Origin of the sequence: Halorubrum salipaludis (assembly GCF_002286985.1) — an archaeon.
GTDB lineage: Archaea > Halobacteriota > Halobacteria > Halobacteriales > Haloferacaceae > Halorubrum > Halorubrum salipaludis.
Window position 1 is genome coordinate 269778 of record NZ_NSKC01000004.1, and the last position, 20535, is coordinate 290312.

15 protein-coding genes and 1 tRNA gene are annotated in these 20535 nt (G+C 68.3%); 10 read left to right on the top strand and 6 right to left on the bottom strand.

Translation table 11 applies throughout. From position 1 onward, the window contains the following. Nucleotides 1-71: 71 nt before the first annotated feature. Nucleotides 72-941, top strand: a complete 870-nt coding sequence (locus CK500_RS09380; RefSeq protein WP_095636966.1) for a DNA adenine methylase — start codon at nt 72-74, stop codon at nt 939-941. 15 nt (nt 942-956) lie between these two features. Here the strand turns inward: CK500_RS09380 and CK500_RS09385 are convergent, their stop codons facing one another. From CK500_RS09385 to CK500_RS09400, 4 genes are all read right to left on the bottom strand, one after another. Beyond that, entirely contained in the window at nt 957-1994 is a 1038-nt protein-coding gene (locus tag CK500_RS09385; protein ID WP_095636967.1) for a restriction endonuclease, read from the bottom strand. Nucleotides 1995-2164: 170 nt separating this feature from the next. Beyond that, a tRNA-Arg gene (locus CK500_RS09390) sits at nt 2165-2237 on the bottom strand. 27 nt (nt 2238-2264) lie between these two features. Beyond that, nucleotides 2265-4943 (bottom strand): efflux RND transporter permease subunit, encoded by a 2679-nt coding sequence (locus tag CK500_RS09395; protein WP_095636968.1) that lies wholly within the window; start codon nt 4941-4943, stop codon nt 2265-2267. After that, nucleotides 4944-6728 carry a COG1361 S-layer family protein gene (locus CK500_RS09400; RefSeq protein ID WP_095636969.1) on the bottom strand — a complete coding sequence of 595 codons (1785 nt, stop codon included), beginning with the start codon at nt 6726-6728 and terminating at the stop codon, nt 4944-4946. A 217-nt stretch (nt 6729-6945) separates the two neighbouring features. On the opposite strand from CK500_RS09400, the gene CK500_RS09405 reads away from it, so the two are divergent. The 8 genes from CK500_RS09405 to CK500_RS09440 all read left to right on the top strand — a co-directional run bounded on the left by CK500_RS09405 (nt 6946) and on the right by CK500_RS09440 (nt 15495). After that, complete coding sequence (locus tag CK500_RS09405; protein ID WP_095636970.1) at nt 6946-7752, top strand: TrmB family transcriptional regulator; 807 nt, start codon at nt 6946-6948, stop codon at nt 7750-7752. Between the two features lie 135 nt (nt 7753-7887). After that, nucleotides 7888-9489: a PAS domain-containing protein gene (locus CK500_RS09410; protein ID WP_095636971.1), complete on the top strand. Its 1602-nt coding sequence runs from the start codon at nt 7888-7890 to the stop codon at nt 9487-9489. A 114-nt stretch (nt 9490-9603) separates the two neighbouring features. Further along, complete coding sequence (rimI, locus tag CK500_RS09415) at nt 9604-10086, top strand: ribosomal protein S18-alanine N-acetyltransferase (RefSeq protein WP_095636972.1); 483 nt, start codon at nt 9604-9606, stop codon at nt 10084-10086. Nucleotides 10087-10159: 73 nt separating this feature from the next. Continuing rightward, nucleotides 10160-11959, top strand: a complete 1800-nt coding sequence (pepF, locus tag CK500_RS09420) for an oligoendopeptidase F (RefSeq protein WP_095636973.1) — start codon at nt 10160-10162, stop codon at nt 11957-11959. A 54-nt stretch (nt 11960-12013) separates the two neighbouring features. Continuing rightward, a complete protein-coding gene (locus CK500_RS09425) occupies nt 12014-13855 on the top strand; it encodes an SLC13 family permease (RefSeq protein ID WP_095636974.1) in 1842 nt (613 codons plus the stop codon). A 116-nt stretch (nt 13856-13971) separates the two neighbouring features. Further along, the gene (locus CK500_RS09430) at nt 13972-14874 is read left to right on the top strand and encodes a tetratricopeptide repeat protein (RefSeq protein ID WP_095636975.1); all 903 of its coding nucleotides are present in this window, start codon (nt 13972-13974) and stop codon (nt 14872-14874) included. Then, on the top strand, nt 14875-15174 hold the full coding sequence (locus tag CK500_RS09435) for a DUF424 domain-containing protein (RefSeq protein WP_095636976.1): 300 nt from the start codon (nt 14875-14877) through the stop codon (nt 15172-15174). It begins immediately after the preceding gene. A gap of 9 nt (nt 15175-15183) precedes the next feature. Beyond that, entirely contained in the window at nt 15184-15495 is a 312-nt protein-coding gene (locus tag CK500_RS09440; RefSeq protein WP_095636977.1) for a hypothetical protein, read from the top strand. 30 nt (nt 15496-15525) lie between these two features. Here the strand turns inward: CK500_RS09440 and CK500_RS09445 are convergent, their stop codons facing one another. Continuing rightward, nucleotides 15526-16638 carry a pyridoxal-phosphate-dependent aminotransferase family protein gene (locus CK500_RS09445; protein ID WP_095636978.1) on the bottom strand — a complete coding sequence of 371 codons (1113 nt, stop codon included), beginning with the start codon at nt 16636-16638 and terminating at the stop codon, nt 15526-15528. A gap of 284 nt (nt 16639-16922) precedes the next feature. Between CK500_RS09445 and CK500_RS09450 the strand changes: the two genes are divergently transcribed. Further along, nucleotides 16923-19277 (top strand): amino acid permease, encoded by a 2355-nt coding sequence (locus tag CK500_RS09450; protein ID WP_095636979.1) that lies wholly within the window; start codon nt 16923-16925, stop codon nt 19275-19277. 504 nt (nt 19278-19781) lie between these two features. On the opposite strand, the gene hisA is transcribed toward CK500_RS09450, so the two are convergent. After that, nucleotides 19782-20522 (bottom strand): 1-(5-phosphoribosyl)-5-[(5-phosphoribosylamino)methylideneamino]imidazole-4-carboxamide isomerase, encoded by a 741-nt coding sequence (gene hisA, locus CK500_RS09455; protein WP_095636980.1) that lies wholly within the window; start codon nt 20520-20522, stop codon nt 19782-19784. Nucleotides 20523-20535 lie beyond the last annotated feature (13 nt).

Consider the following 20535-nt stretch of genomic DNA (forward strand, 5'->3'; position numbering starts at 1 on the left):
CCAGACACGACAGAAGACGAGAGAGGTCCAACGAGACAGTTTTTTGCTAATACCGAGGAACTCTATCTTGAATGGTGGAGCCGATATTGAAATGGGCGGGTGGAAAGCGCCAGCTTCTCTCAGAAATCACGGCGTTGTTTCCGACCTCGTATGAGGCGTATCATGAGCCGTTCGTCGGTGGTGGTGCTGTCTTTTTCGATCAGGATCCTGACGATGGAACGATTAACGATCTGAACACGCGGCTAACAACGTTTTATGAGATCGTTCGGGACCAACCGGACGCCCTTATTACCGAGAACAAAACGCATGAGCATACGGAAGAATACTACTACAACGCTCGCTCCGAGTTCAATGCGCTCCTTACACAGTCGACTCTCACACAGGACGATCGAGTTCGGGAGGCAAGCCTACTATTATACCTGAATCGGACATGCTTCAACGGATTGTATCGAGAGAACAGTGACGGTGAATTCAACGTCTCTTTCGGACGATATTCCAATCCAGATTGGATACAAGAGCAGCGAATTCGGAAGGCATCACGTGTTCTCCAAGACACGGCGGTATTCAATACGGATTTTAGCTACGTCGTCGATGAGGCTTCAGTTGGTGATCTCGTATATTTAGATCCGCCGTACGAACCGGTGTCGAAAACGGCGGATTTCAATTCATATCAGGCAGGCGGATTCGACCGAGAGGACCAACGGCGACTTCGTGATATCGTCATAGAACTCACCGAGATGAATGTTTCCGTGGTCCTCTCGAATTCACCCCCAGTCACGGAATTGTACGAAGACCACGACGTATTCTCGATCAGCTACGTAGACGCCGCTCGTGCGATAAATAGTGATGCCACCAGTCGCGGGGAAGTCTCGGAAGTACTCATCACGAACGTTCCGCCGGATGACCAAAGGCGAAAGACTCTCTCTGACTTTACTGAATGAGTCGTCGAAGATCGCTTAACGTGGCGTCGAAGATAGGACGTATTGTTGCTCGGATCCTCGACCGGTTGTAGTGATCTCAGGGAGGCGGACGAGCCACTGTCCGACGGTTCGAGCGCGTCGACGAGTAGTTGAATCCGAGAGATCTGTTTCGGCGGCGAGAATCTCCGTAATATCATGTCGGAAAAGCGTACCGTCTGCTTCTAGCTGAGCGTATACGCGGGAAATGATCTCGACATCACGGATCTGCTGTGTGAGAAGGTCATCCGCGGATTCTCGATTGCCACGATCGAGATGTGTGACGTATTCCTCGCCGAGCCGAGTGAGTCCCCAACGACGGATGGTGCGGTTGTCGATTTCGATCTCCTGTTCTTTGTGGAGAAACTGGAGAAGCCACGCGGCGATACCGTAATAATCTGCTTGCCGTGGATCGAACGTATCTGTATCCATCTGTTTTTGAACGTATGCCGCGATATCGGGCTTGATATCCGAACCCGTATCTACCGCTCGGATGACGGTGCGTATCACGTCAAAGTTGTCAGCCTGTGGTACCTCTAGCGACGGGATCGTGTCGGTGCGCTCCGGCTTCTCGAACGCACTCCAGAACGTGGGATCGAGTTCATATGATTCGCCGTCTGTAACGACGCCGATACTGCTCTCGATCATGATATCCGTGAGCCGGTCACCGTCGATCAATCGGATGAAATCTTGGTCTGCGCTCGTCTCGGCTCCAGACGTGAACGAGGATGTCGTGATCACCGTCCCGATGTGATACTGTTGCTCTGAGAGTGCGCCTTTAAATCCGCGGAGAGTTCGAGCGCCGACGGTGTTCCCGATAGCGTATTGTTTTGCTTGTACACCGAGTCTCGCGTGGAACAGTTCTCGATCGATGACAGCGTGAATATCGATCCCACCATCGCCGCGGAACGGTGTTAGCTCAAGCTCACGAGTCGGCTCTGCACGCTCGATCACCATTTTACAGAGCTGTTCAAACTGCTCGTGATCAATCTGTAACCCCTTATCGAGCAGTTCCTCTTTCGCCGTCGATGCTCTCATTCAACTTTGAGGTTTTCACGGCTGAACAAAAATCCTCTTGCGGGACAGAATCACGGTCGGACAGGTACCGTTAAACACACAAAAACGCAAGGGCGCGACGGGACCCTCGCGAGTGAGCGGAGCGAACGAGCGAGGGTCAGTCGCGCCCGTGACTGAGCGAAGCGAAGGAACGGGCGCGACGGGATTTGAACCCGCGGCATCTTGGTCCGGAACCAAGTGCTCTGTCCGCTGAGCTACGCGCCCTCACGACCGGGTATCCGCGGCGAGCGTTTAACGCTTCTGACTGCGGTCGTCCGGGTCGTCCGGATCGGCCGGCGACGGGGGATCGGTGCGATCCGGGGCGGCGCCGTCGTCTCGCGGGGACGCCTCGAGGGGCGGGCGCCACTCGAAGCGGTCCCCCTCGCCGACGACCCCGCCGTCGGTGCGGGCGTCCTCCGCGGCGCGGTCGACGCCGTCGGGGGCGCCGGCGCCGCTACCGTCCTCGCTTCCGGACCCGATCGCGCCGACCAGCCGGCCGACCCACAGCAGGTCGGGGCGGCGCTCCACGGCGGCGGCCCAGACGACGAGCGCCGGCGGCAGCACCACGAGCGAGGCGACGTAGGCGAGCGAGATGCTCGCGGCGGTCAGGAGGCCGAACTGGCCGAGGATCGGAGTGATCGCGAGCACGAGCACGCCCGTCCCGAGCGCGGTGGTCGCCATGGTTCCGGTGAGCGCGCCGCCGGTGCCGCGGAGGGTGGTCTCGACCGCGGCGTCGGCGTCGCCGCACTCGACGTACTCGTCGTGGAAGCGGTGGGCGACGTGGACCGTGTAGTCGACCCCGAGCCCGATGGTGATAGAGAGGATCGTCGCGGTGAGCGCGTTGAAGGGGATCCCCGCCAGCCGCATCGTCGCCGTGAGCGCCGCGACGGTGACCGCCACCGGCACGAGCGTGACGAGCCCGAGCGCCGGACTGTCGAGGAACAGCCGGAAGAGGACGATCAACAGCAGCGCCGAGAGCCCCAGGGCGGCCGACAGCGAGACGATCGCCGACTCGAAGATCGTCTCGCTCACGGCCTGGAAGACGACGATCTGGCCGGTCGCGGTGGCGTCCCCGCGGTAGCGGTCGGCCACCGCGCGGGCGTCGGCGGTGATCGCGGCGTCGGAGGCGTCCGACTCCACGTCGTACACCACCCGCGTCGACCGGTCGTCGTCCGCGAGGTACTCGCCGGTGAAGCCGGCGTACCCCGAGTCGCGCAGCTCGCCGTAGATCCGGTCGAGGTTCCGGTTCGGCGGGCCGTCGTCGAGCGCCGACTCGTCGACGAGCCGCTCGAACTCGGGGTTCTGGTCGGCGTAGCCGTCGATCGCGTCGGTGACGCCGGTGGCGCTGGCGCGGCCGTCGCTCTCGACGAAGGTGTCGGGCGGGTCGCGCTCCGCGCGGTCGAGGCTCCGGAGGGCCGCGTCGCTGGTCATCCGCCGCTCGACGTATATCGTCACGGTGTCGTCCTCGCTGGTGGCGAAGTTCTCCGAGAGGAAGTCGATCGTCTCGGTCGCGGTGTACTCGCCGGGCTGCATCGGGGCGGGGAAGTAGTCGACGTAGCCGGGCTGCTCGCTCGGCGGCAGGAAGTCGTCGTCGTCGAACGTCGTGTCGACGCCCGCGCCGTAGCCGGCCGCGCCGGCGGTCAGGAGGAGGACGACGGCGAGGAAGACCGCGGGGGCCGGCCGAGAGATCGCGGTCAGCGACGGGAGCAGCCGCCCGAGCGCCGAGTCCTCGGATCCGAGCGGGCGGGAGCCGAACTCGGGGAGCGAGCGCTCCGCGCGCCAGCGGTCGACGAGCAGCTTCGCCGCCGGGAGGAAGCCGACGAAGATGACGAGGGTGAAACAGATGCCGATGCCGGCGACGAGCCCGAACTCCCGGAGGGGGTCGAGCGCGCTGGTCAGGTTCGCGAGGAAGCCGATGATCGTCGTCCCCGCGATGATCGAGTACGCGACCGTCAGCTGGCCGAGCGCGTCGCGCATCGCGGTCGTCGGCTCGACGCCGTCGGCTCGCTCCTCGCGGTAGCGGTTCACCGTGTGGATCCCGAAGTCGATCCCGATCGCGAGCAGGAGCACGGGCACCGCGATCAGCACGTCGGAGAAGGCGATGCCGGCGTAGCCGGTGAACCCGAACGTCCAGACGACGGTCATCAGCAGCGCGACCCCGCCCAGCACGAAGTCGAACGGGTCCCGGTACGCGTACGCCAAGAGCCCGAGGATGACGGCGAGCGCCGCCGGCACGACGATCGCGAGCGAGTCGAAGATCACCTGCGCGAACTCGTTGTCGACGATGCCGCCCCCGAAGGCGGTGACGTCGCCCGGCCCGCGCTCGGCGACGTCGCGCGCCTCAAGCTGGAGCGCCTGGGCGTCGGCCGACGCGGGGAACGAGTGGGTGACGACGCCGAGCGCGGCGGACGCGGTCTGCGACTCCCGGTTGTAGTCGTCCGAGAGCAGCGTGTCGAACGCGGGGTCCTCGGCGGCCGCGGCGACCGCCTCGTCGATCTCCCCCTCGCTGGCGCGCTCGACCGCGTCGCGCGCGTCGGCCGCGGTCTCGACGTCCTCGTCGAGCTCGGTCGCCACGTCCATCGCCGGTGCGGACACCTCGGTCACCCGGAGGTCGTCCCGCTCTTCCAGCCGCTCCGCGGTCTCCAGCATCGCGAGCAGCCCGCGCCGGTCGAGCACGTTGCCGTCGCGCTGGATCAGCTGCGTCGTCGGCTCGTCGCCGCCGAACGCGGGCTCGAACTGTTCGTTCACCCGGTCGAGCGCGTCGGCCTCGTCGATCCCCTCGGTGAACTGGTCGCTGCCGGCCTCGGACTCCAGCAGGGCCATCCCCGGCGCGAAAAGCGCCGTGACGAGCAGGCAGGCGACGACGACCCGCTTCGGCCGGTCGACCACACGGTCCGTGATCGCCCGGAAGAGGCGCTCGACCCCCGGCATCTACCGGTCGCCGCCGAACCGCTCGCGGGCCCGGTCGCGGAGCCGCGAGAGTTCTCGGCTCACCCGACCGCGCTTCCAGACCGCCGCGGCGCCGAGCGCGAGCGCGCTCAGCAGGGCGACGATCCCGACCGGGGACCGGAGCACGCTGCCGCCGTCGTCGGTCGCGACGACGACGGGGAGCCGGTAGGTGTCGGAGAGCTGCTCGTCGCCGTCGGCGTCGTCGTACCGGAAGTCGACCGCGGCCGAGTAGGTCTTCCGCGCGGCGCCGCCGTCGGCGCTCACCTCGAAGGAGAGGGTCGTCTCCTCGCCCGGGTCCAGCGAGGTGACGAACGCCTCGTCGTCGTCCGAGGAGATGGGCTCGTCGACGAACAGCTTCGCCTGCACGTCCGTGACCGGCTCGGAGCCCGTGTTGCGGACGACCACGTCGTACCGGGCGGTCCCGCCGGGTTCGACCGACCCCGCGACGCCGCCGGCGTCGGTCCCGTTACCGCCCTCGCCGGCGTCGTCGCCGCTCGGCGCGACCGGCGAGACGGCGAACGCCTCCTGTTCCGGGCGCACGTCGACGACGGCGTCGTACGCGTCGGAGACGACCACGTCGTTGTCGAGCCCGCGGTAGCGCACCGCGAGGTTGAGCGTCCGGTTGCCCGGGGTCGCGTCGCTGCGGATCCCGGCGTCGAACGTCGCCGTCGCGGTCTCGCCGACCCCGAGGTCGCCGACGGTCACCCGCGTCTCGCGGGGGACGACGTTCTCGTCGGCCGGGACCGTCTCCGCGCCGATGCCCTCCGGCGCCGGTGCCTCGTTGTCGAAGGCGACGACCGCGTTCTCCACCGGCCGGGGGCCGTCGTTGCGGACCTCGACCGTGAACGAGCCGTCCTTGCCGACCTCCAGCGAGCTGTTCAGCCCGGTCATGTCGAACGTCTGCCGCGAGAGGGGCGTCACGCCGGTCCGGACGGTCCGGGCGGTCGCGTCGGCGCGCTCGGCGTCGCGGTACTCCACGTCGAACTCCAGCGTCGAGGCCCGCGGCGTCGCGTCGGCCGCGGCGTCGAGCCGGTAGGTGAAGGTGCGGTTCTCGCCAGGCGCCCAGTCGTCGACGTACGTCTCCGTGCTCTCGGCGTCGGTGGCGAAGGTGAGGTCGGCGTCGACCGGCGTCGCCGTCACCGAGGCCTCGCGGGCGCTCTCGTTTTGCACGTTCCGCATCGTCACGTTCACCACGCCGGTGTCGCCGGCCTGCACCGCGCCATCGACGGCGGTGACCGCGAACTGCGCGCGGTCGGTGATCTCCACGTCGACGAACACGGTCTCGGTCTCGACGCGCTCGTCGCGGAGGGTCGCGCCGTTGTCGTCCTCCGCGTTGTAGACGTTCCGGTACTCCAGCTCGATCGGGACCCGGTACACGCCCGGCTCCGCGTCCTCGTCGGGGACGACGGTGAAGTCGATCGGTCCCGCCGTGCCGCGTCCCACGTCGCCGACGGTCTGCTCGCCGGTCCGCACGTCGAAGGGGACCTCGCGGTCGGTCTCGTCGCCGGTGAGGATCCGCGCGGTGGTCTCGTGGGCGGTCACCACCTCGGTCTCGAGGTCGTCGAACCCCTCTTCGTCCACGTCACCGCGGTTGTTCAGGCTCACCTGCAGCGTCGACTCTTCGCCGGGCACGAACGCCGTCTCCGGCGCGAACGCCTCGATGTCGGGATCGCCGCTGACCGTGTCGTTGGCGGCGACCAAGGCGGTGCCGGCCGCCAGCAGACAGCAGACCAGCGCGACGACCGCGACCCTCCGGATGCGACTCATATCGGTTGTCCGCGATAGGCCGCGCCGACGTAATACCCTTCGGGAACCTGAGAAAACATCGTATCAGTTTTCAGAAATAGATCGCGAACCGATCGGGAGACGAATACCGGTCCTCGATGCCTCGATCCGGATTCAGTCCCGAAATCGAGACGGGCGTGGCGAAACTAGCTCCGGTTTCAGCGCCACTCATTTATATATACTCGACGTAGCCCGTCGCATGGAGTCGCTTCGCGACCTGGGGCTGTCGAGCTACGAGGACCGAGCGTACCGCGGGCTGCTCGCGCTCGGCACCGGGACCGCCGCGGACGTCGCCGCCGAGAGCGACGTGCCGAAGGGGCGCATCTACGACGCGCTCGGGGGGCTGGAGTCCCGCGGGCTCGTCCGGGTCCAGAGCGACCGGGAGCCGAAGCGGTACGCGCCGGTCGAGCCCGCGGTCGCCGTCGACCGGCTCGTCGGAGCGAAGCGCCGGGAGCTGGAGCGCCGGATCGAGACGTACGAGTCGGGGAAAGACGACCTGATCGACCAGCTGGCCGACGCGGAGACGACCGACGACCGGTTCTGGACCGCCGCGGTCGGCGCCGACGACTCGCTCGACCTCCTCTTCGAGCGGATCGACGCCGCGTCGGAGTCGCTCGTGGTCGTCGCCACCGAGGTCTCCTCGCAGTTCGAGGTGGACCGCGAGGGGCCGGTCCTCCTCGACCGGCTGCTCTCCGCGATCCGGCGCGGCGTTGACGTCTCGGTGCTGCTGTCGCCGGCGATGTTCGACGAGGCGCTGACCGCGATCGACGAGGACCGCGCCGTGCTCGCGATGGCGCAGGGGGCGTTCGCGCTCCGCGTGACCGACGACGTGTACGGGAACTTCTACCTCATCGACGACGAGGAGGTGTGCCTGGAGGTCGCCGACCCGCTCGCGCCGGACCGGCTGTTCGGCATGCTCGACCTGCGCGACCGCGGCTTCGCGACCCGCGTGAGCGACGGCTTCGCCGAGGCGTGGGAGTCGGCCGAGATCGTCGAGGACGTTTAAAAACGGGCGGAACGGCTCACCGATCCGATGACGGGATATCGCCCGAAGCAATCGGGCCCCGACACCAATTATCTTCTCCGATAATTTCGGGGCGCAGCTTTATCCGATCGCGTCCGAAGGGGAGACCGAACCACCGTGACCCTCCGCCCGACCGACCGCCCGTCGACCGCCCCCGGCGACGACCGACGGGAATCGGGCGACGGGTCAGGCGACGGGTCCGCTCCCCCGCCGGCGGGCCGGAACGGCGACGCGGGTGCGGGGAGCGGGGCCGACGGGGCCGAATCGTCCGACTCCGCCGCGTCGACCGGTCCGTCCGTCCCGGGCGCCGACCGGTTCGTCGCGGCGGTCGCGGTCGACGGCGAGGTGCTGTTCGCCGGCCCCTCGGTGCCCGCGGTGCTCGGGGTCGATCGGGCGGCCCTCGTCGGCGAGGACCTGCTGGAGCGCGTCCACCCGAACGACCGCGAGCCCGTCTCCGACGCGCTCTCGGCGGTCGCGACCGACCGCGTCGTCACCCACCGGCTCCGCCACGCGAACGGCGGATTCGTCTGGGTCGAGTCCGTCGTCGACGAGGAGCTGGCCCCCGAGTTCGGCGGGCGCGTCGTCACGGCGCGCCGCGTCGACGCGGAGACGAGGTTCCCGGAGCGGTTCCGGGAGTTCTTAGAGTACGGGACCGACCTGGTCACCGTCGTCGACGCGGACGGCCGGGTCCGGTACGAGAGCCCCTCCGTCGAGGAGGTGCTCGGCTACGAGCAGGGGTCGACCGTGGGGCGCTCGCCGCTCGGCTACGTCCACCCGGACGACCGCGAGCGCGTGACCGAGCGCTTCTACCGCGCGCTCAACGACCCCGACGCGACCCCCACGATGGAGTACCGCTACCGCACCGCCGAGGGCGACTGGGTCTGGCTGGAGTCGCGAACCCGGTCGCTGCCGGCCGACGCCGCGGTCGGCGACCTGCTCATCAACTCGCGGGACGTGAGCGAGCGCAAGGCGCGCGAGCGCCGGCTCACCGACCGCAACGAGCGGCTCGACCGGTTCGCCAGCATCGTCTCGCACGACCTCCGGAACCCGCTGTCCGTGATCCGGGGGTCGATGGAGATGGCGCGGCTGAAAGAGGACACCGAGCCCTTAGAGCGCGGCGAGCGCGCCGTCGACCGGATCGACCAGCTGGTCTCGGAGCTGCTGACGCTCGCCCGGCAGGGCTCGGGGATCGACGAACCGACCGAGTTCGCGCTCGGCGCCGTCGCCCGCGAGGCGTGGGACACCGCCGGATGCGAGCGGGCGAGGCTCGTCGTGGGCGCCGACGCGACGGTTCGCGGCGACCGCGGCCGCCTGCGGCAGGCGCTCGAGAACCTGTTCCGGAACGCGACGGAACACGCGGTTCCCGGCGGCTCGAACGACGCCCGAACGACCGACGGCGGGGAGGACCTCCCACTCACCGTGGTCGTGACCGCGACCGACGGGGGATTCCTCGTCGCCGACGACGGGCCCGGGATCGACCCGGCGCACCGCGAGGACGTCTTCGACCCCGGTTTCACGACCCGCGAAGACGGGACGGGATACGGGCTCGACATCGTCCGCGAGGTCGTCGAGTCGCACGGCTGGGCGATCGGCCTCCGGGGCGACGACACCGAGCCCGCGGCCCCCGACGACGTGCCGGTCCCGGACGGCGCGTGCTTCGTGGTCCGGGGCCCCGACCCCGACGCGGCCGAGGCGGGCGAGCCGTGGATCGACGGGTGAGCAGGGGCGGCGCGGCGTGAGGGCAGCGCGGCGTGAGGGCGGCGCGGAGCTGACCCGCGCGCCGACGCCGGGCCGTCCCGTCGCGTTTATTTCTCTCGCCCGCCAATCCGGCCCGTGACCCCCGTCGACGCCACCGTCCGGCCGGTCGACCGCGCCGACCTCCTCGCCGTGGTGCGGATCGAGCGCGCGTGCTTCTCGGACCCGTGGCCGTACGACGCCTTCGAGCGGCTGCTCGACGAGCCGGCGTTCCTCGTCGCGGAGCGGGAGGGGGCGGTGGTCGGCTACGTCGTCGCGGACTCGACCCCGAACCACGGGCGCGACATCGGCCACGTCAAGGACCTGGCGGTCCACCCCGAGGCGCGCGAGCAGGGGATCGGGCGGACCCTGCTCCGGTCCGCGCTCGCGCGGCTCCGCGCCGTCGGCGTCGCCGTCGTGCGGCTGGAGGTCCGCGAGAGCAACGCGGCCGCGCGCTCGCTGTACGCGGACGAGGGGTTCGACCCGATCCGCCGCGTCTCGAACTACTACCGGGACGGCGAGGACGCGCTCGTGCTCGTCGTGGACCTCGCGGAGTGGAGCGCGGGGGTCGACGCCGGCTGACCGCCGGGCGACGAAGCGGCTCGCCGGGCGGGGTTTGACAAGGCTTAGTGCCCGCGAGACCGACCGGACCGACATGAGTTCGGTTCCCGAGCGGTCCGACATCGACGAGACGTACAAGTGGGATCTGGAGAGCATCTACGCGGACGACGAGGCGTGGGAGGCGGCCTACGAGGCGGTCTCGGACCGGATCGAGGAGCTCGCGGCGTACGAGGGACGGGTCGCCGACGACGCCGCGACGCTCCTCGAACTGCTCGAACTCCGCGAGGAGATCTTCCGCGAACTTCAGCAGGTGACGACGTACGCCCGGCTCCGCAGCGCCGAGGACACACGGAACCAGGAGTACCAGGCGATGTCCGCGAAGGCGTCGGCGCTCGGCTCCGAGGCGTCGAGCGCGATCTCCTACCTCGAACCGGAGCTGCAGTCGCTCTCCGAGGCGGCGGTGGACTCGTTCGTCGACGACGAGCCCGACCTCGCCGAGTACGAGCACTACCTCGACGACGTGTTGCGGATGAAGGAACACACGCGCTCGGCGGAGGTCGAGGAGGTGCTCGCGGACCTGTCGGAGGTCACCGACGCCCCGAGCGAGATCTACTCGATGCTGACGAACGCCGACATGACCTACGGCGTCGTGGAGGACCCCGACGGCGAGGAGGTCGAGATCACGCAGGCGAACTTCACGAAGCTCCAGAAGAACCCGGACCGCGAGTTCCGCGAGCGCGTCCACGAGACGTTCTACGACGAGTGGGCGGGCGTCCGCAACACCGTGGGCACCTCCTTAGAGAAGGCCGTCCGCGAGCACGCGACGAGCGCCGAGATCCGCGGCTACGACTCCGCGCGGCAGGCCGCGCTCGACGGCTCGAACGTCCCGGTCGAGGTGTACGACACCCTCGTCGACAGCGTCGACGACAACCTCGACGTGCTCCACCGCCACGCGGAGCTGAAGGCGGAGGCCCTCGGCGTCGACCAGCTGCAGAGCCACGACCTCTACATGTCGCTGACGGGCGATCAGGGCCCCGACGTGGAGTACGAGCAGGCCCGCGAGTGGGTGATCGAGGCGGTCGCGCCGCTCGGCGAGACGTACCAGGAGCGGATGGCCGAGGGGCTCGACTCGCGGTGGGTCGACGTGTACGAGAACCGCGGGAAGCGCTCCGGCGCGTTCTCCTCGGGGACGTACGACACCCAGCCGTTCATCCTGATGAACTACCAGGACGACATCTCCTCGATGTTCACGCTGGCCCACGAGCTGGGCCACTCGATGCACTCGGAGCTGGCTGGCGACGCGCAGCCGTGGCACGACGCGAGCTACGAGATCTTCGTCGCCGAGATCGCCTCCACCGTCAACGAGACGCTGCTCACCCACCACCTGCTCGACACGGTCGAGGACGACGCGCTCCGTACCCACGTCCTCGACGAGTACCTCGAACGCTTCCGCTCGACGCTCTTCCGCCAGACGATGTTCGCGGCCTTCGAGCAGCGCATCCACGAGCGCGTCGAGGCCGGCGAGGCGCTCACGCCCGACGCCTTCGACGAGATCTACGCCGACCTCAAGGGCGACTACTACGCGCCCGCGGAGCTGACCGGCGGCATCGAGCGCGAGTGGGAGCGGATCCCTCATTTTTACTACAACTTCTACGTCTACCAGTACGCGACCGGGATCTCGGCCGCCGCGGCGATCGTCGAGCGCGTCTTAGAGGAGGGCGAGGCGGCCGCCGCCGACTACCGCGAGATGCTGAAGGCGGGCGGCTCCGACTACCCCCTCGACGTCGTCGAGCTCGCGGGGATCGACATGGCCTCGCCCGACCCGATCGAGTCGGCCGTCGGGATTTACGACGAGTACCTCGACGAGGTCGCGGCGCTGCTCGACCTGGAGTAGGCGGCGAGGGCCCCTCGGGGAAATAGTGAAGACGCCGACGCGAGTCGTCACGGTATGCTCGGCGTCGAGGTGTCAGGAGCCGCCATCGTCTTCCTCCTCATTCTCGTCGTGTTGGCGGCGTTTATCACCGAGGTGGTTCCGAACGACGTGACCGCGATCGGCGTCGTCGCCACGCTGGCGATCCTCGAGCCGTGGACCGGTGTCGGGTCACGGACGGCGATTTCGGGGTTCGCGAACCCCGCGACCGTCACGATCATCGCGATGTACATGCTCAGCGCGGGCGTCCAAGCCACCGGACTCGTGGAGCGTCTCGGCGTGTATCTCGCCGATTTCACCGCCGGACGGGAGTTTCGCGCCCTCGTCGCGACCGTCTGTACGACCGGACCGATCGCGGGATTCGTGAACAACACGCCCGTCGTCGCGGTGTTCATCCCGATGGTCACCGGACTCGCGGAGGACACGGATCTGAGCCCCTCGAAGCTCCTGCTCCCGCTGTCGTACGCCGCCATCCTCGGCGGAACGCTGACCCTCATCGGGACCTCGACGAACATCCTCGCGAGCGACTTCGCTCGCCTCCTCATCGACGGCCGGAACGGTATCAGCATGTTCGAGTTCACGGGGCTCGGTGTCGTCCTCCTCGCCGTCGGGCTCGCGTACCTGCTCACGGTCGGGTGGCGACTCACCCCCGCTCGCGTCCCGGTCGACAGCGACCCGGTCGCGGAGTTCGATCTGAGCGACTATCTCGCGTTCCTGTACGTCAGACCGGACGCCGCTCCCGTCGGCCAGTCGGTCGAGGCGTTCGACACCGAGCATCCGGATGTCCGCGTTCTACAGGTGCGGCGGGGCGGGGAGGCGTACGCCGGCCCGCACTCCGACCGGATCATCGAGACCGGCGACCTGCTCGTCGTTCACGGCGAACTCCGGGATGTCAACCGGTTTCGCGAGCGAACGGGACTCGGCCGGCGACCGCGGAGGTCCGTGACGGAAGCGACGTTCGAGTCGGCCGAGACCGACGGGATACTCGCCAAGGCGGTCGTTCCCGAGCACTCCTCGTTCGTGGGCGAAACCGTCTCCGAGACCGGCCTCCACGAGTTCCACGAGACCACCGTGCTCGCGGTCCGTCGCGGAGACGAGCTGACGCGGACCGATCTCTCTGATTACGCGTTACAGGCGGGCGATCTCCTGCTCGTGCGGACGACGCCGGCGTCGGTCCGATACTTCACCGACACCGGTGACCTCGTCGTCGCCGACGAGCGCGCGCTCGATCGGTTGGCCGACGCCGACGCCGACGAGCTCGCGCCCCTGTCCCCGAAGACGCCGATCGCGGTCGGGATCCTCGCCGGCGTCGTCGGCCTCGCCGCGTTCGACGTGCTTCCGATCGTGATCGCCGCGCTGGCGGGCGTCGTCGCGATGGTCACCACCGGCTGTCTGACGACCGCGGACGCGTACGACGCCGTCTCGTGGAACGTGATCTTCCTGCTGGCCGGGGTGATCCCGCTCGGCGTCGCGTTGGAGTCCACCGGCGGCGCCGCGCTCGTCTCCGAGTTCCTCGTCTCGACGGGGAGCGTCCTGCCGCCGATCGGAGTGATGTTCGCGCTGTACGCGGTCGCCAGCGTGCTCGCGAGCGTGATCACCCCGGTGGCGACGGCGGTGTTGATGATCCCCGTCGGCGTGAACGCCGCGACGCAGCTCGGTGCGAACGAGTTCTCGTTCCTCCTCGCGGTGATGTTCGCGTCCGCGACGTCGTTCATGACCCCGGTCGGCTATCAGACGAACCTCATGGTGTACGGGCCGGGCGGATACGAGTTCGCCGACTTCCTGCGCGTCGGCGGACCGCTCCAACTGCTGCTCGCCGTCGTCGCGACCGCCGGTATCGCCGCCATCTGGGGGGTCTAGCGACGCCCGTCCCGTTTCGGCGGCTGCCCCATCCCGCCGGACGCGCGGGGACCGGCGGACCCGCCCTCGACCCGCCGACGCAACCCTTACGCCTCGTGACCGTCAAAACCGGGTATATGACCGACGAACGCGACGACGACCGCCACGAGTTCTCCGCCGGGCAGGGCGTCGACGCCGGCTACGAGGAGTTCACCCTCGACCCCGAGGAGATCGACGCGGACCCGAACACGGTCGACCCGGTCGACTCCCGCGTCCTCACCGACATCATGGACAGGCGGAACGTCGAGAGCGACGCCGTCGACGTGGAGCGACTCATCGACGTGGGGCTGTCGTACATGGGGATAAACAGGTTCGAGGAGGCGACGGAGACGTTCGAGCGCGCCGCCAGCTTCGCCGAGGAGGACTCGCTTGAAGCCCAGGAGGCGTGGGTGAACAAGGGCGCGGCCCACGCCGAGCTCGAGGAGTTCGACCAGGCGATCGGCGCCTATCAGGAGGCGCTGCGGATCGACGACGACTCCGAGCACGCCGCGACCGCCGAGACCAACCTCGCGTACGCGCTCTGGGAGTCGGGACAGGGCGAGCAGGCGCTCCGACACGCCGAGCGCGCGGTCGAGACCGACCCGCGCTTCGCGGAAGCGTGGTACAACCGCGGGTTCCTGCTGGTCGAGCGCGGGCTCGCCGAGGACGCCGTCAGCTGCTTCGACAACGCGATTCGCCTCGGCTACCGGAACGCGGACGTGTTAGAGGAGAAGGCCCGCGCGCTCGAGGAGGCCGGCGAGCACGAGCAGGCCGAGGAGGTCGCCGACCGCGCCGAGGAGCTCCGCCGCGAGACCGAAGAGGAGCTGATCGAAGAGCAGACCGGACAGGCGCCCGGTCCCGGCGGCCAGCGGCGTCAGGGTGGCGCCCCCGGCGGGCGACCGGGCGCCGGCGGGCAGCCCGGCGCCGGCGGTCGCGGCGGGCAGGGCGGACGCGAGGAGCCGGAGCGGGAGCTCCAGGGCGAGGGGCCAGAGGGCTTCTGAATGCTCCTCCGCGAGCGCGAGACCGCCGAGGGGCGGCTCGTCTCCGTCTGCGACGCCGACTGCCTCGGCGAGACGTACGACAACGGGCGCGCGACGATCACCGTCAGCGAGGAGTTCTACGGCGGCGACGACGCGGTCGAGGCGACGGCCGAGGAGGTCGTCGCGGGGCTCCACCGCGCGCAGGTCGCGAACATCGTCGGCACCGAGGCGGTCGGCGTCGCGGTCGACGCCGGGCTCGTCGACGAGGAGACCGTCCTGGAGTTCGACGAGACCCGACACGCACAACTGCTCTGGCTCTGAGGTGCGCGTATGAAGCGACTCACGCGAGCGGAGCTGGCGGAGCGGCTCGGCCCGCGACCGCCCTCCGACGCGTTCTGGAACCGCGTGATCGCGGCCGAACGCGGGACGATCAGCGTCGGCCCCGAGGTCGTCGGCGACACCGACCGGCGCGCGAGGGAGAACCGGCGACGGCGCGGGGAGTCGGGCGAGGACGGCCCCCTGTCGCCCGGCGACATGATCGACGTGGGCGAGGAGTCGTTCGTCGTCGTTGGCGTCGAGGAGACGCATTCGGGCGGACGGCGGTACCGGATCGATCTGGTGGAGCCGCGGCGAGACGGGTAGCAGTGCCGAAGTGAGACCGGGGCGCCCGCGCTACAGGTCCGCGACGTCTTCGATCGCGTCGGTGAGCTCCTTGACGCTCTCGACGGTGTGTTCGCCCATGTGGCCGATCCGGAACGTCTCCTCGCCGAGCTGCGAGCCGTAGCCGTTCGAGAACGCCATGTCGTACTCCTCGCTCACCTGCTCGATGGTCGCGGCGACGTCGATATCTTGGGTGTTCTCGATGCAGGCGACCGTCTGCGACTCGTACCCCTCCTCGGGGAACATCGCGAAGTGCTCGTCCGCCCAGTCGTGGACGTACTCCATCATCTCGCGGTGGCGCTCGTCGCGGGCGCGGTGGCCCTCTTCGAGCATGTGTTTCATCTGCTTGCGGTACGCTAACATGACCGGGATCGCGGGGGTCGAGTGGGTCTGGCCCTTCCGGTCGTAGTAGTCGATGGTGCGGCGGAAGCCGCCGTACCACGAGGAGTCGCCCTTCTCGACCTCGCGGTCGTAGGCGTCGTCGCTGACGACGCAGACGGCGAGCCCTGGCGGCATCGCGAACGCCTTCTGGGTCGACGCGAAGATCACGTCGATGTCGTGTGCGTCGATGTCGACGTGGTCGCCGCCCAGCGCGGAGACGGCGTCGACGACGAAGTACGTGTCCGGGTACTCCGCGACCACGTCGCCGATCTCCTCGATGGGGTTGCGGACGCCGGTCGACGACTCGTTCATCACGGTCGCGACCACGTCGTAGTGTTTGTCCGACGATTCGAGGTGCTCGCGGATGTCCTCGGGCTTGACGGCCTCGCCCCACTCGTACTCCAGCCGGTCGACGTCTTTGCCGAGCCGCTCGGCGACGTTGGCGTGGCGCTCGCTGAAGCTCCCGCAGGTCGGCACTAATATGTTCTCGTCCACGAGGTTCAGCGTCGACGCCTCCCAGAACTCGGTGCCGGAGGCGGTGAGGATGACGACCTCGTTGTCGGTGCCGAGGAACGTCTTCGTGTCCTCGACGATGGTGGTGTACAGGTCGGTCATCCGGTCCATCCGGTGGCCGAACATCGGCTCCGCCATCGCCTCGATCACGTCGTCGCGGACCTCCGTCGGGCCGGGGATGTACAGCGTCTTGTCGTCGTAGTCGTCGCGGTATTCGCGTTTCTCGGTCACGGGATCACCTGTTGTGTGGGAGAGGGACGCGTGCGGGTATGTTCCTTGTGATACGCTCGAAAAATCGCGGCGGCGACGCGCTGTGAACGCCGATCGGTTCGGGAATCCCACGGCGTTGATCGGTTCGAGAATCCCACGGCGTTGATCGGTTCGAGAATCCCACGGCGTTGATCGGTTCGAGAATCCCACGGCGTTGCCCGGATTAGCCGGCTTTATACCGGCGGAGGAGAGAAACAGGGTATGACACACGCCCGAGGAGTTACAACCGTCCGAGGTGGTCCGCCGTGAGCGGGGACGAGGAGCTCGCGAAGGACCTCGGACTCGTCTCGGCGATGACGATCGGTATCGGGACGATGATCGGCGCCGGGATCTTCGTGCTACCGGGCCTCGCAGCCCGAGAGGCAGGTCCCATTGTCGTCGTCTCGTTCATTGTCGGGGGGATAATCGCGATGGTGAACGCGTTCTCCGTTTCGGAGCTCGGAACGGCGATGCCACGGGCCGGCGGCGGGTACTACTACGTTAACCGCGCGCTCGGTCCGCTTTTCGGGTCAATTGCTGGGATGGGTGACTGGATGGGACTCGCGTTTGCCTCTGCGTTCTACAGTATCGGATTCGGACAGTATCTGGCGACGCTCGCGCCGATCCCTGGATTCTGGTTCCTCACCGACATCCAGATCGGCGCGCTGATCGCCGGGAGCATCTTCGTCTTGGTGAACTACGTCGGGGCGAAGGAGACCGGCGGTGTCCAGACGGTAATCGTCACGGGGCTGTTGGTGATCCTCGGACTGTTTGCAATACAGGGCTGGCTCTCGTTCGACTACGCGACGCTCGCCGGTACCGACGGGCTCGCACCGAAGGGATACGGTGCGATCCTCCCCGGCACGGCGTTGGTGTTCGTCTCCTTCCTCGGGTACGCGAAGATAGCGACCGTCGCCGAGGAGCTCAAGAACCCCGGGAAGAACCTCCCCCGCGCGGTCATCGGGAGCGTTGCGATCGTCACCGTGATCTACGCCATCCTCGTCAGTATCATGCTCGGCGTGGTTCCGTGGCCGGAACTGAGTACGGACGCGCCGCTGACGCAGGCCACTGACGTGGCTTTTTCGGGAGCCTACTCTCCCGCGGTCACTGCGGCTGCGGTGACGATCGTGACCGCCGGCGCGCTACTCGCGACCGCCTCCAGTGCGAACGCGTCGATCCTCGCGTCCGCACGGATCAACTTCGCGATGGGACGCGACAAGATCGTCACGAACTGGCTCAATCAGATCCACCCGCAGTTCGCGACCCCGTACCGTTCGATCCTCGTGACCGGGATCATGATCATCGTCTTTATCGCGGCACTCGGTCAAGACGTCGAGATCCTCTCGAAGGCCGCGAGCGTACTGCATCTCGTCGTGTACGCGTTGATGAACGTGGCACTCATCGTCTTCCGTGAGGCGGATATCGCCGAGTACGACCCCGAATTCGAAGTGCCGTTCTATCCGCTCACCCCGATCGCAGGGATCGTCTTCTCGCTCGGGCTCCTCCCGTTCGTCGGCGCCGTCGAGGTCGGACTGGCGGGGGCGTTCATCGTCGCTGCGATCCTGTGGTACTTCCTGTACGCCCGCCGGAAGGTCGAGCGTTCCGGCCTTCTCGGTCGGTGGATCCTCGACCGCTCCGATGACCTGCCGGAACAGGCCGTGTCGGCCGCCACCTCGGTCCAGCCAAGCGGCGGCGACTACCGGGTGATGGTGCCGCTCGCGAACCCCGCGACCGAGGAGCACCTGATCACGCTGGCGTCGGCGATCGCCAAACAGCGGAACGGGACAGTCGTCGCCGTCAACATCGCGAACGTGCCCGACCAGACCTCGCTGGAGGCCGCCCGCGACCGGGGCGCCCACGAGTCGGCACACGAGCTGCTCGACTGCGCGAGGGACGACGCCGAGACGTTCGGCGTCGACGTGGAGACCCACGTCGTCTTATCGCACCGCGTGTTCGAGGAGGTGTTCGACGCCGCGCGCACCTACGGCGCCGACCTCACCGTGATGGGCTGGGGCGAGGACTCCCACGGGGCGCCGGGGCGCGCCGAGTCCGCCGTCGACGAGCTGGCGTACTCGCTCCCCTCCGACTTCCTCGTGTTCCGCGACCGCGGCTTCGACGCCTCGCGGATCTTGGTGCCGACCGCCGGCGGTCCGGCCTCGGACCTGTCCGGCGCCGTCGCGAAGATGCTCCAGGCCGAGTTCGACAGCGAGGTCACCCTGCTCCACGTCGCCGACGACGAGGCCGAGGGGCGGGCGTTCCTCTCGGCGTGGGCCGACGACCACGGTCTCTCGGACGCAACCCTGCGCGTCGAGAGCGGCGACGTCGAGGCGTCCATCGAGCGCGCCGCGCGCGACGCCACGATGCTCATCGTGGGCGCGACCGAGAAGGGGCTGCTCTCGCGGCTGGTCACCGGATCGCTCGTGTTGGACGTGTTGAACGAGGTGGAGTGCTCCGTCCTGCTCGCGGAGAAGCGCAGCGAGCGCGGGATCCGCGCCCGGCTGTTCGGCAGCGGCGCGCGCTCGAACGACATCGTCGAGACCGACGAGACGCCCGCCGACACGGGCGTCGAACCGGAGCCGTCGACGCCGGAGCTCGACGGCGACGGCGACGCGGAGAAGTGAGGTGCGAGCCGGCGGCCGGACACGCGGCTCCGGTCGGCGGGAGCGATTTATCAGTGACCGCGGAAACGGTGGATCCCCTTCAAAAGAGATGTGCGGTGGCGCGTGCCTGTGAGGCCGCATCGCGGCCGAACAGCACGCGCGAGGTCGCCGGCGCTCCGCGCCGGCTGCCAGAGGGACCTCCGGTCCCTCGCTGGAGTCGCTGGCGCCTTATAAGTCGCCAGCGACGAGGCTGGGGAGGCGTGAGGCTGTGCGGTACTGTGCGGGGCGGGATTCAAAGGGGCAGCCGTGAGAGCGGCGTACGCTCGTTGCGCTCCTCGTCACTCGCTGCGCTCGTTCCTGCGGTGCTTACGTCCCCTACGCCACTCTCACGGCTGGGGCTTTGGTGGCGTTCACCGCGGAGGTTTCGATCGCGTATCGCCGAGCGGCTGGGGCTTTGGCGGTGTTCACCGTCGATCCGCAATCAACTACTTATAAGCGATCGACGACAGCCTCTCCCTCAGACGCTTAAGCCTCGTCGGCCGCGTCCTGCGCCTCCCGGAGCGTGAACGCGCCCTCGTAGAGGGCGGTCCCCACGACGACCGCGGCCGCGCCGGCCGCCTTCAGCGCGACCACGTCGTCGGTCGTCGCCACGCCGCCGGAGGCGATCACCGGAATATCGACCGCGTCGACCACGCTCTCGACCGCGTCGCGGTCGATCCCCTCGAGCTGTCCCTCCACGTCGACGTTCGTGAACAGGATCGCGCCGGCGCCCAGCGCCTCGTAGCGCGCGGCCGCCTCGGCGGGGTCGAGGCCGGTCCCCTCGGTCCAGCCGCTCACGACGACCTCGCCGTCCTTCGCGTCGAGGCTGACGACGACGCTTCCGGGGTGGGTCTCGTCGATCTCGGCGACGATCTCGGGCGACTCGACCGCCGCGGTCCCGAGGATCACGCGGTCGAGCCCCAGATCGAGGAGGTCGCGCGCGCCCTCGGCGGTCCGGATCCCGCCGCCCAGCTGGAGGCCGATCCCGTCCGGAACGCTCTCGACGACCGCCTCGATCGCGTCGGCGTTGACGCGCTCCCCCTCGAACGCCCCGTCGAGGTCGACGAGGTGGAGCGTCTCGGCGCCCGCCTCGATCCAGCGGTCGGCGGCCTCGACGGGGTCGCCGTACCGCTTGCCCGTGCCGCGCTCGCCGCCGACCAGCTGGACGACCTCGCCGTCCTGCACGTCGACGGCGGGGATCACCTCGAAGGAAGGGAAGTGGCTCATACCCGGGCAGAGC

Coding starts and splice junctions, on each gene's coding strand:
- CK500_RS09380 (WP_095636966.1), top strand. CDS start 72: ATGGTGGAGCCGATATTGAAATGGGCGGGTGGAAAGCGCCAGCTTCTC.
- CK500_RS09385 (WP_095636967.1), bottom strand. CDS start 1,994: ATGAGAGCATCGACGGCGAAAGAGGAACTGCTCGATAAGGGGTTACAG.
- CK500_RS09395 (WP_095636968.1), bottom strand. CDS start 4,943: ATGCCGGGGGTCGAGCGCCTCTTCCGGGCGATCACGGACCGTGTGGTC.
- CK500_RS09400 (WP_095636969.1), bottom strand. CDS start 6,728: ATGAGTCGCATCCGGAGGGTCGCGGTCGTCGCGCTGGTCTGCTGTCTG.
- CK500_RS09405 (WP_095636970.1), top strand. CDS start 6,946: ATGGAGTCGCTTCGCGACCTGGGGCTGTCGAGCTACGAGGACCGAGCG.
- pepF (WP_095636973.1), top strand. CDS start 10,160: ATGAGTTCGGTTCCCGAGCGGTCCGACATCGACGAGACGTACAAGTGG.
- CK500_RS09425 (WP_095636974.1), top strand. CDS start 12,014: ATGCTCGGCGTCGAGGTGTCAGGAGCCGCCATCGTCTTCCTCCTCATT.
- CK500_RS09430 (WP_095636975.1), top strand. CDS start 13,972: ATGACCGACGAACGCGACGACGACCGCCACGAGTTCTCCGCCGGGCAG.
- CK500_RS09435 (WP_095636976.1), top strand. CDS start 14,875: ATGCTCCTCCGCGAGCGCGAGACCGCCGAGGGGCGGCTCGTCTCCGTC.
- CK500_RS09440 (WP_095636977.1), top strand. CDS start 15,184: ATGAAGCGACTCACGCGAGCGGAGCTGGCGGAGCGGCTCGGCCCGCGA.
- hisA (WP_095636980.1), bottom strand. CDS start 20,522: ATGAGCCACTTCCCTTCCTTCGAGGTGATCCCCGCCGTCGACGTGCAG.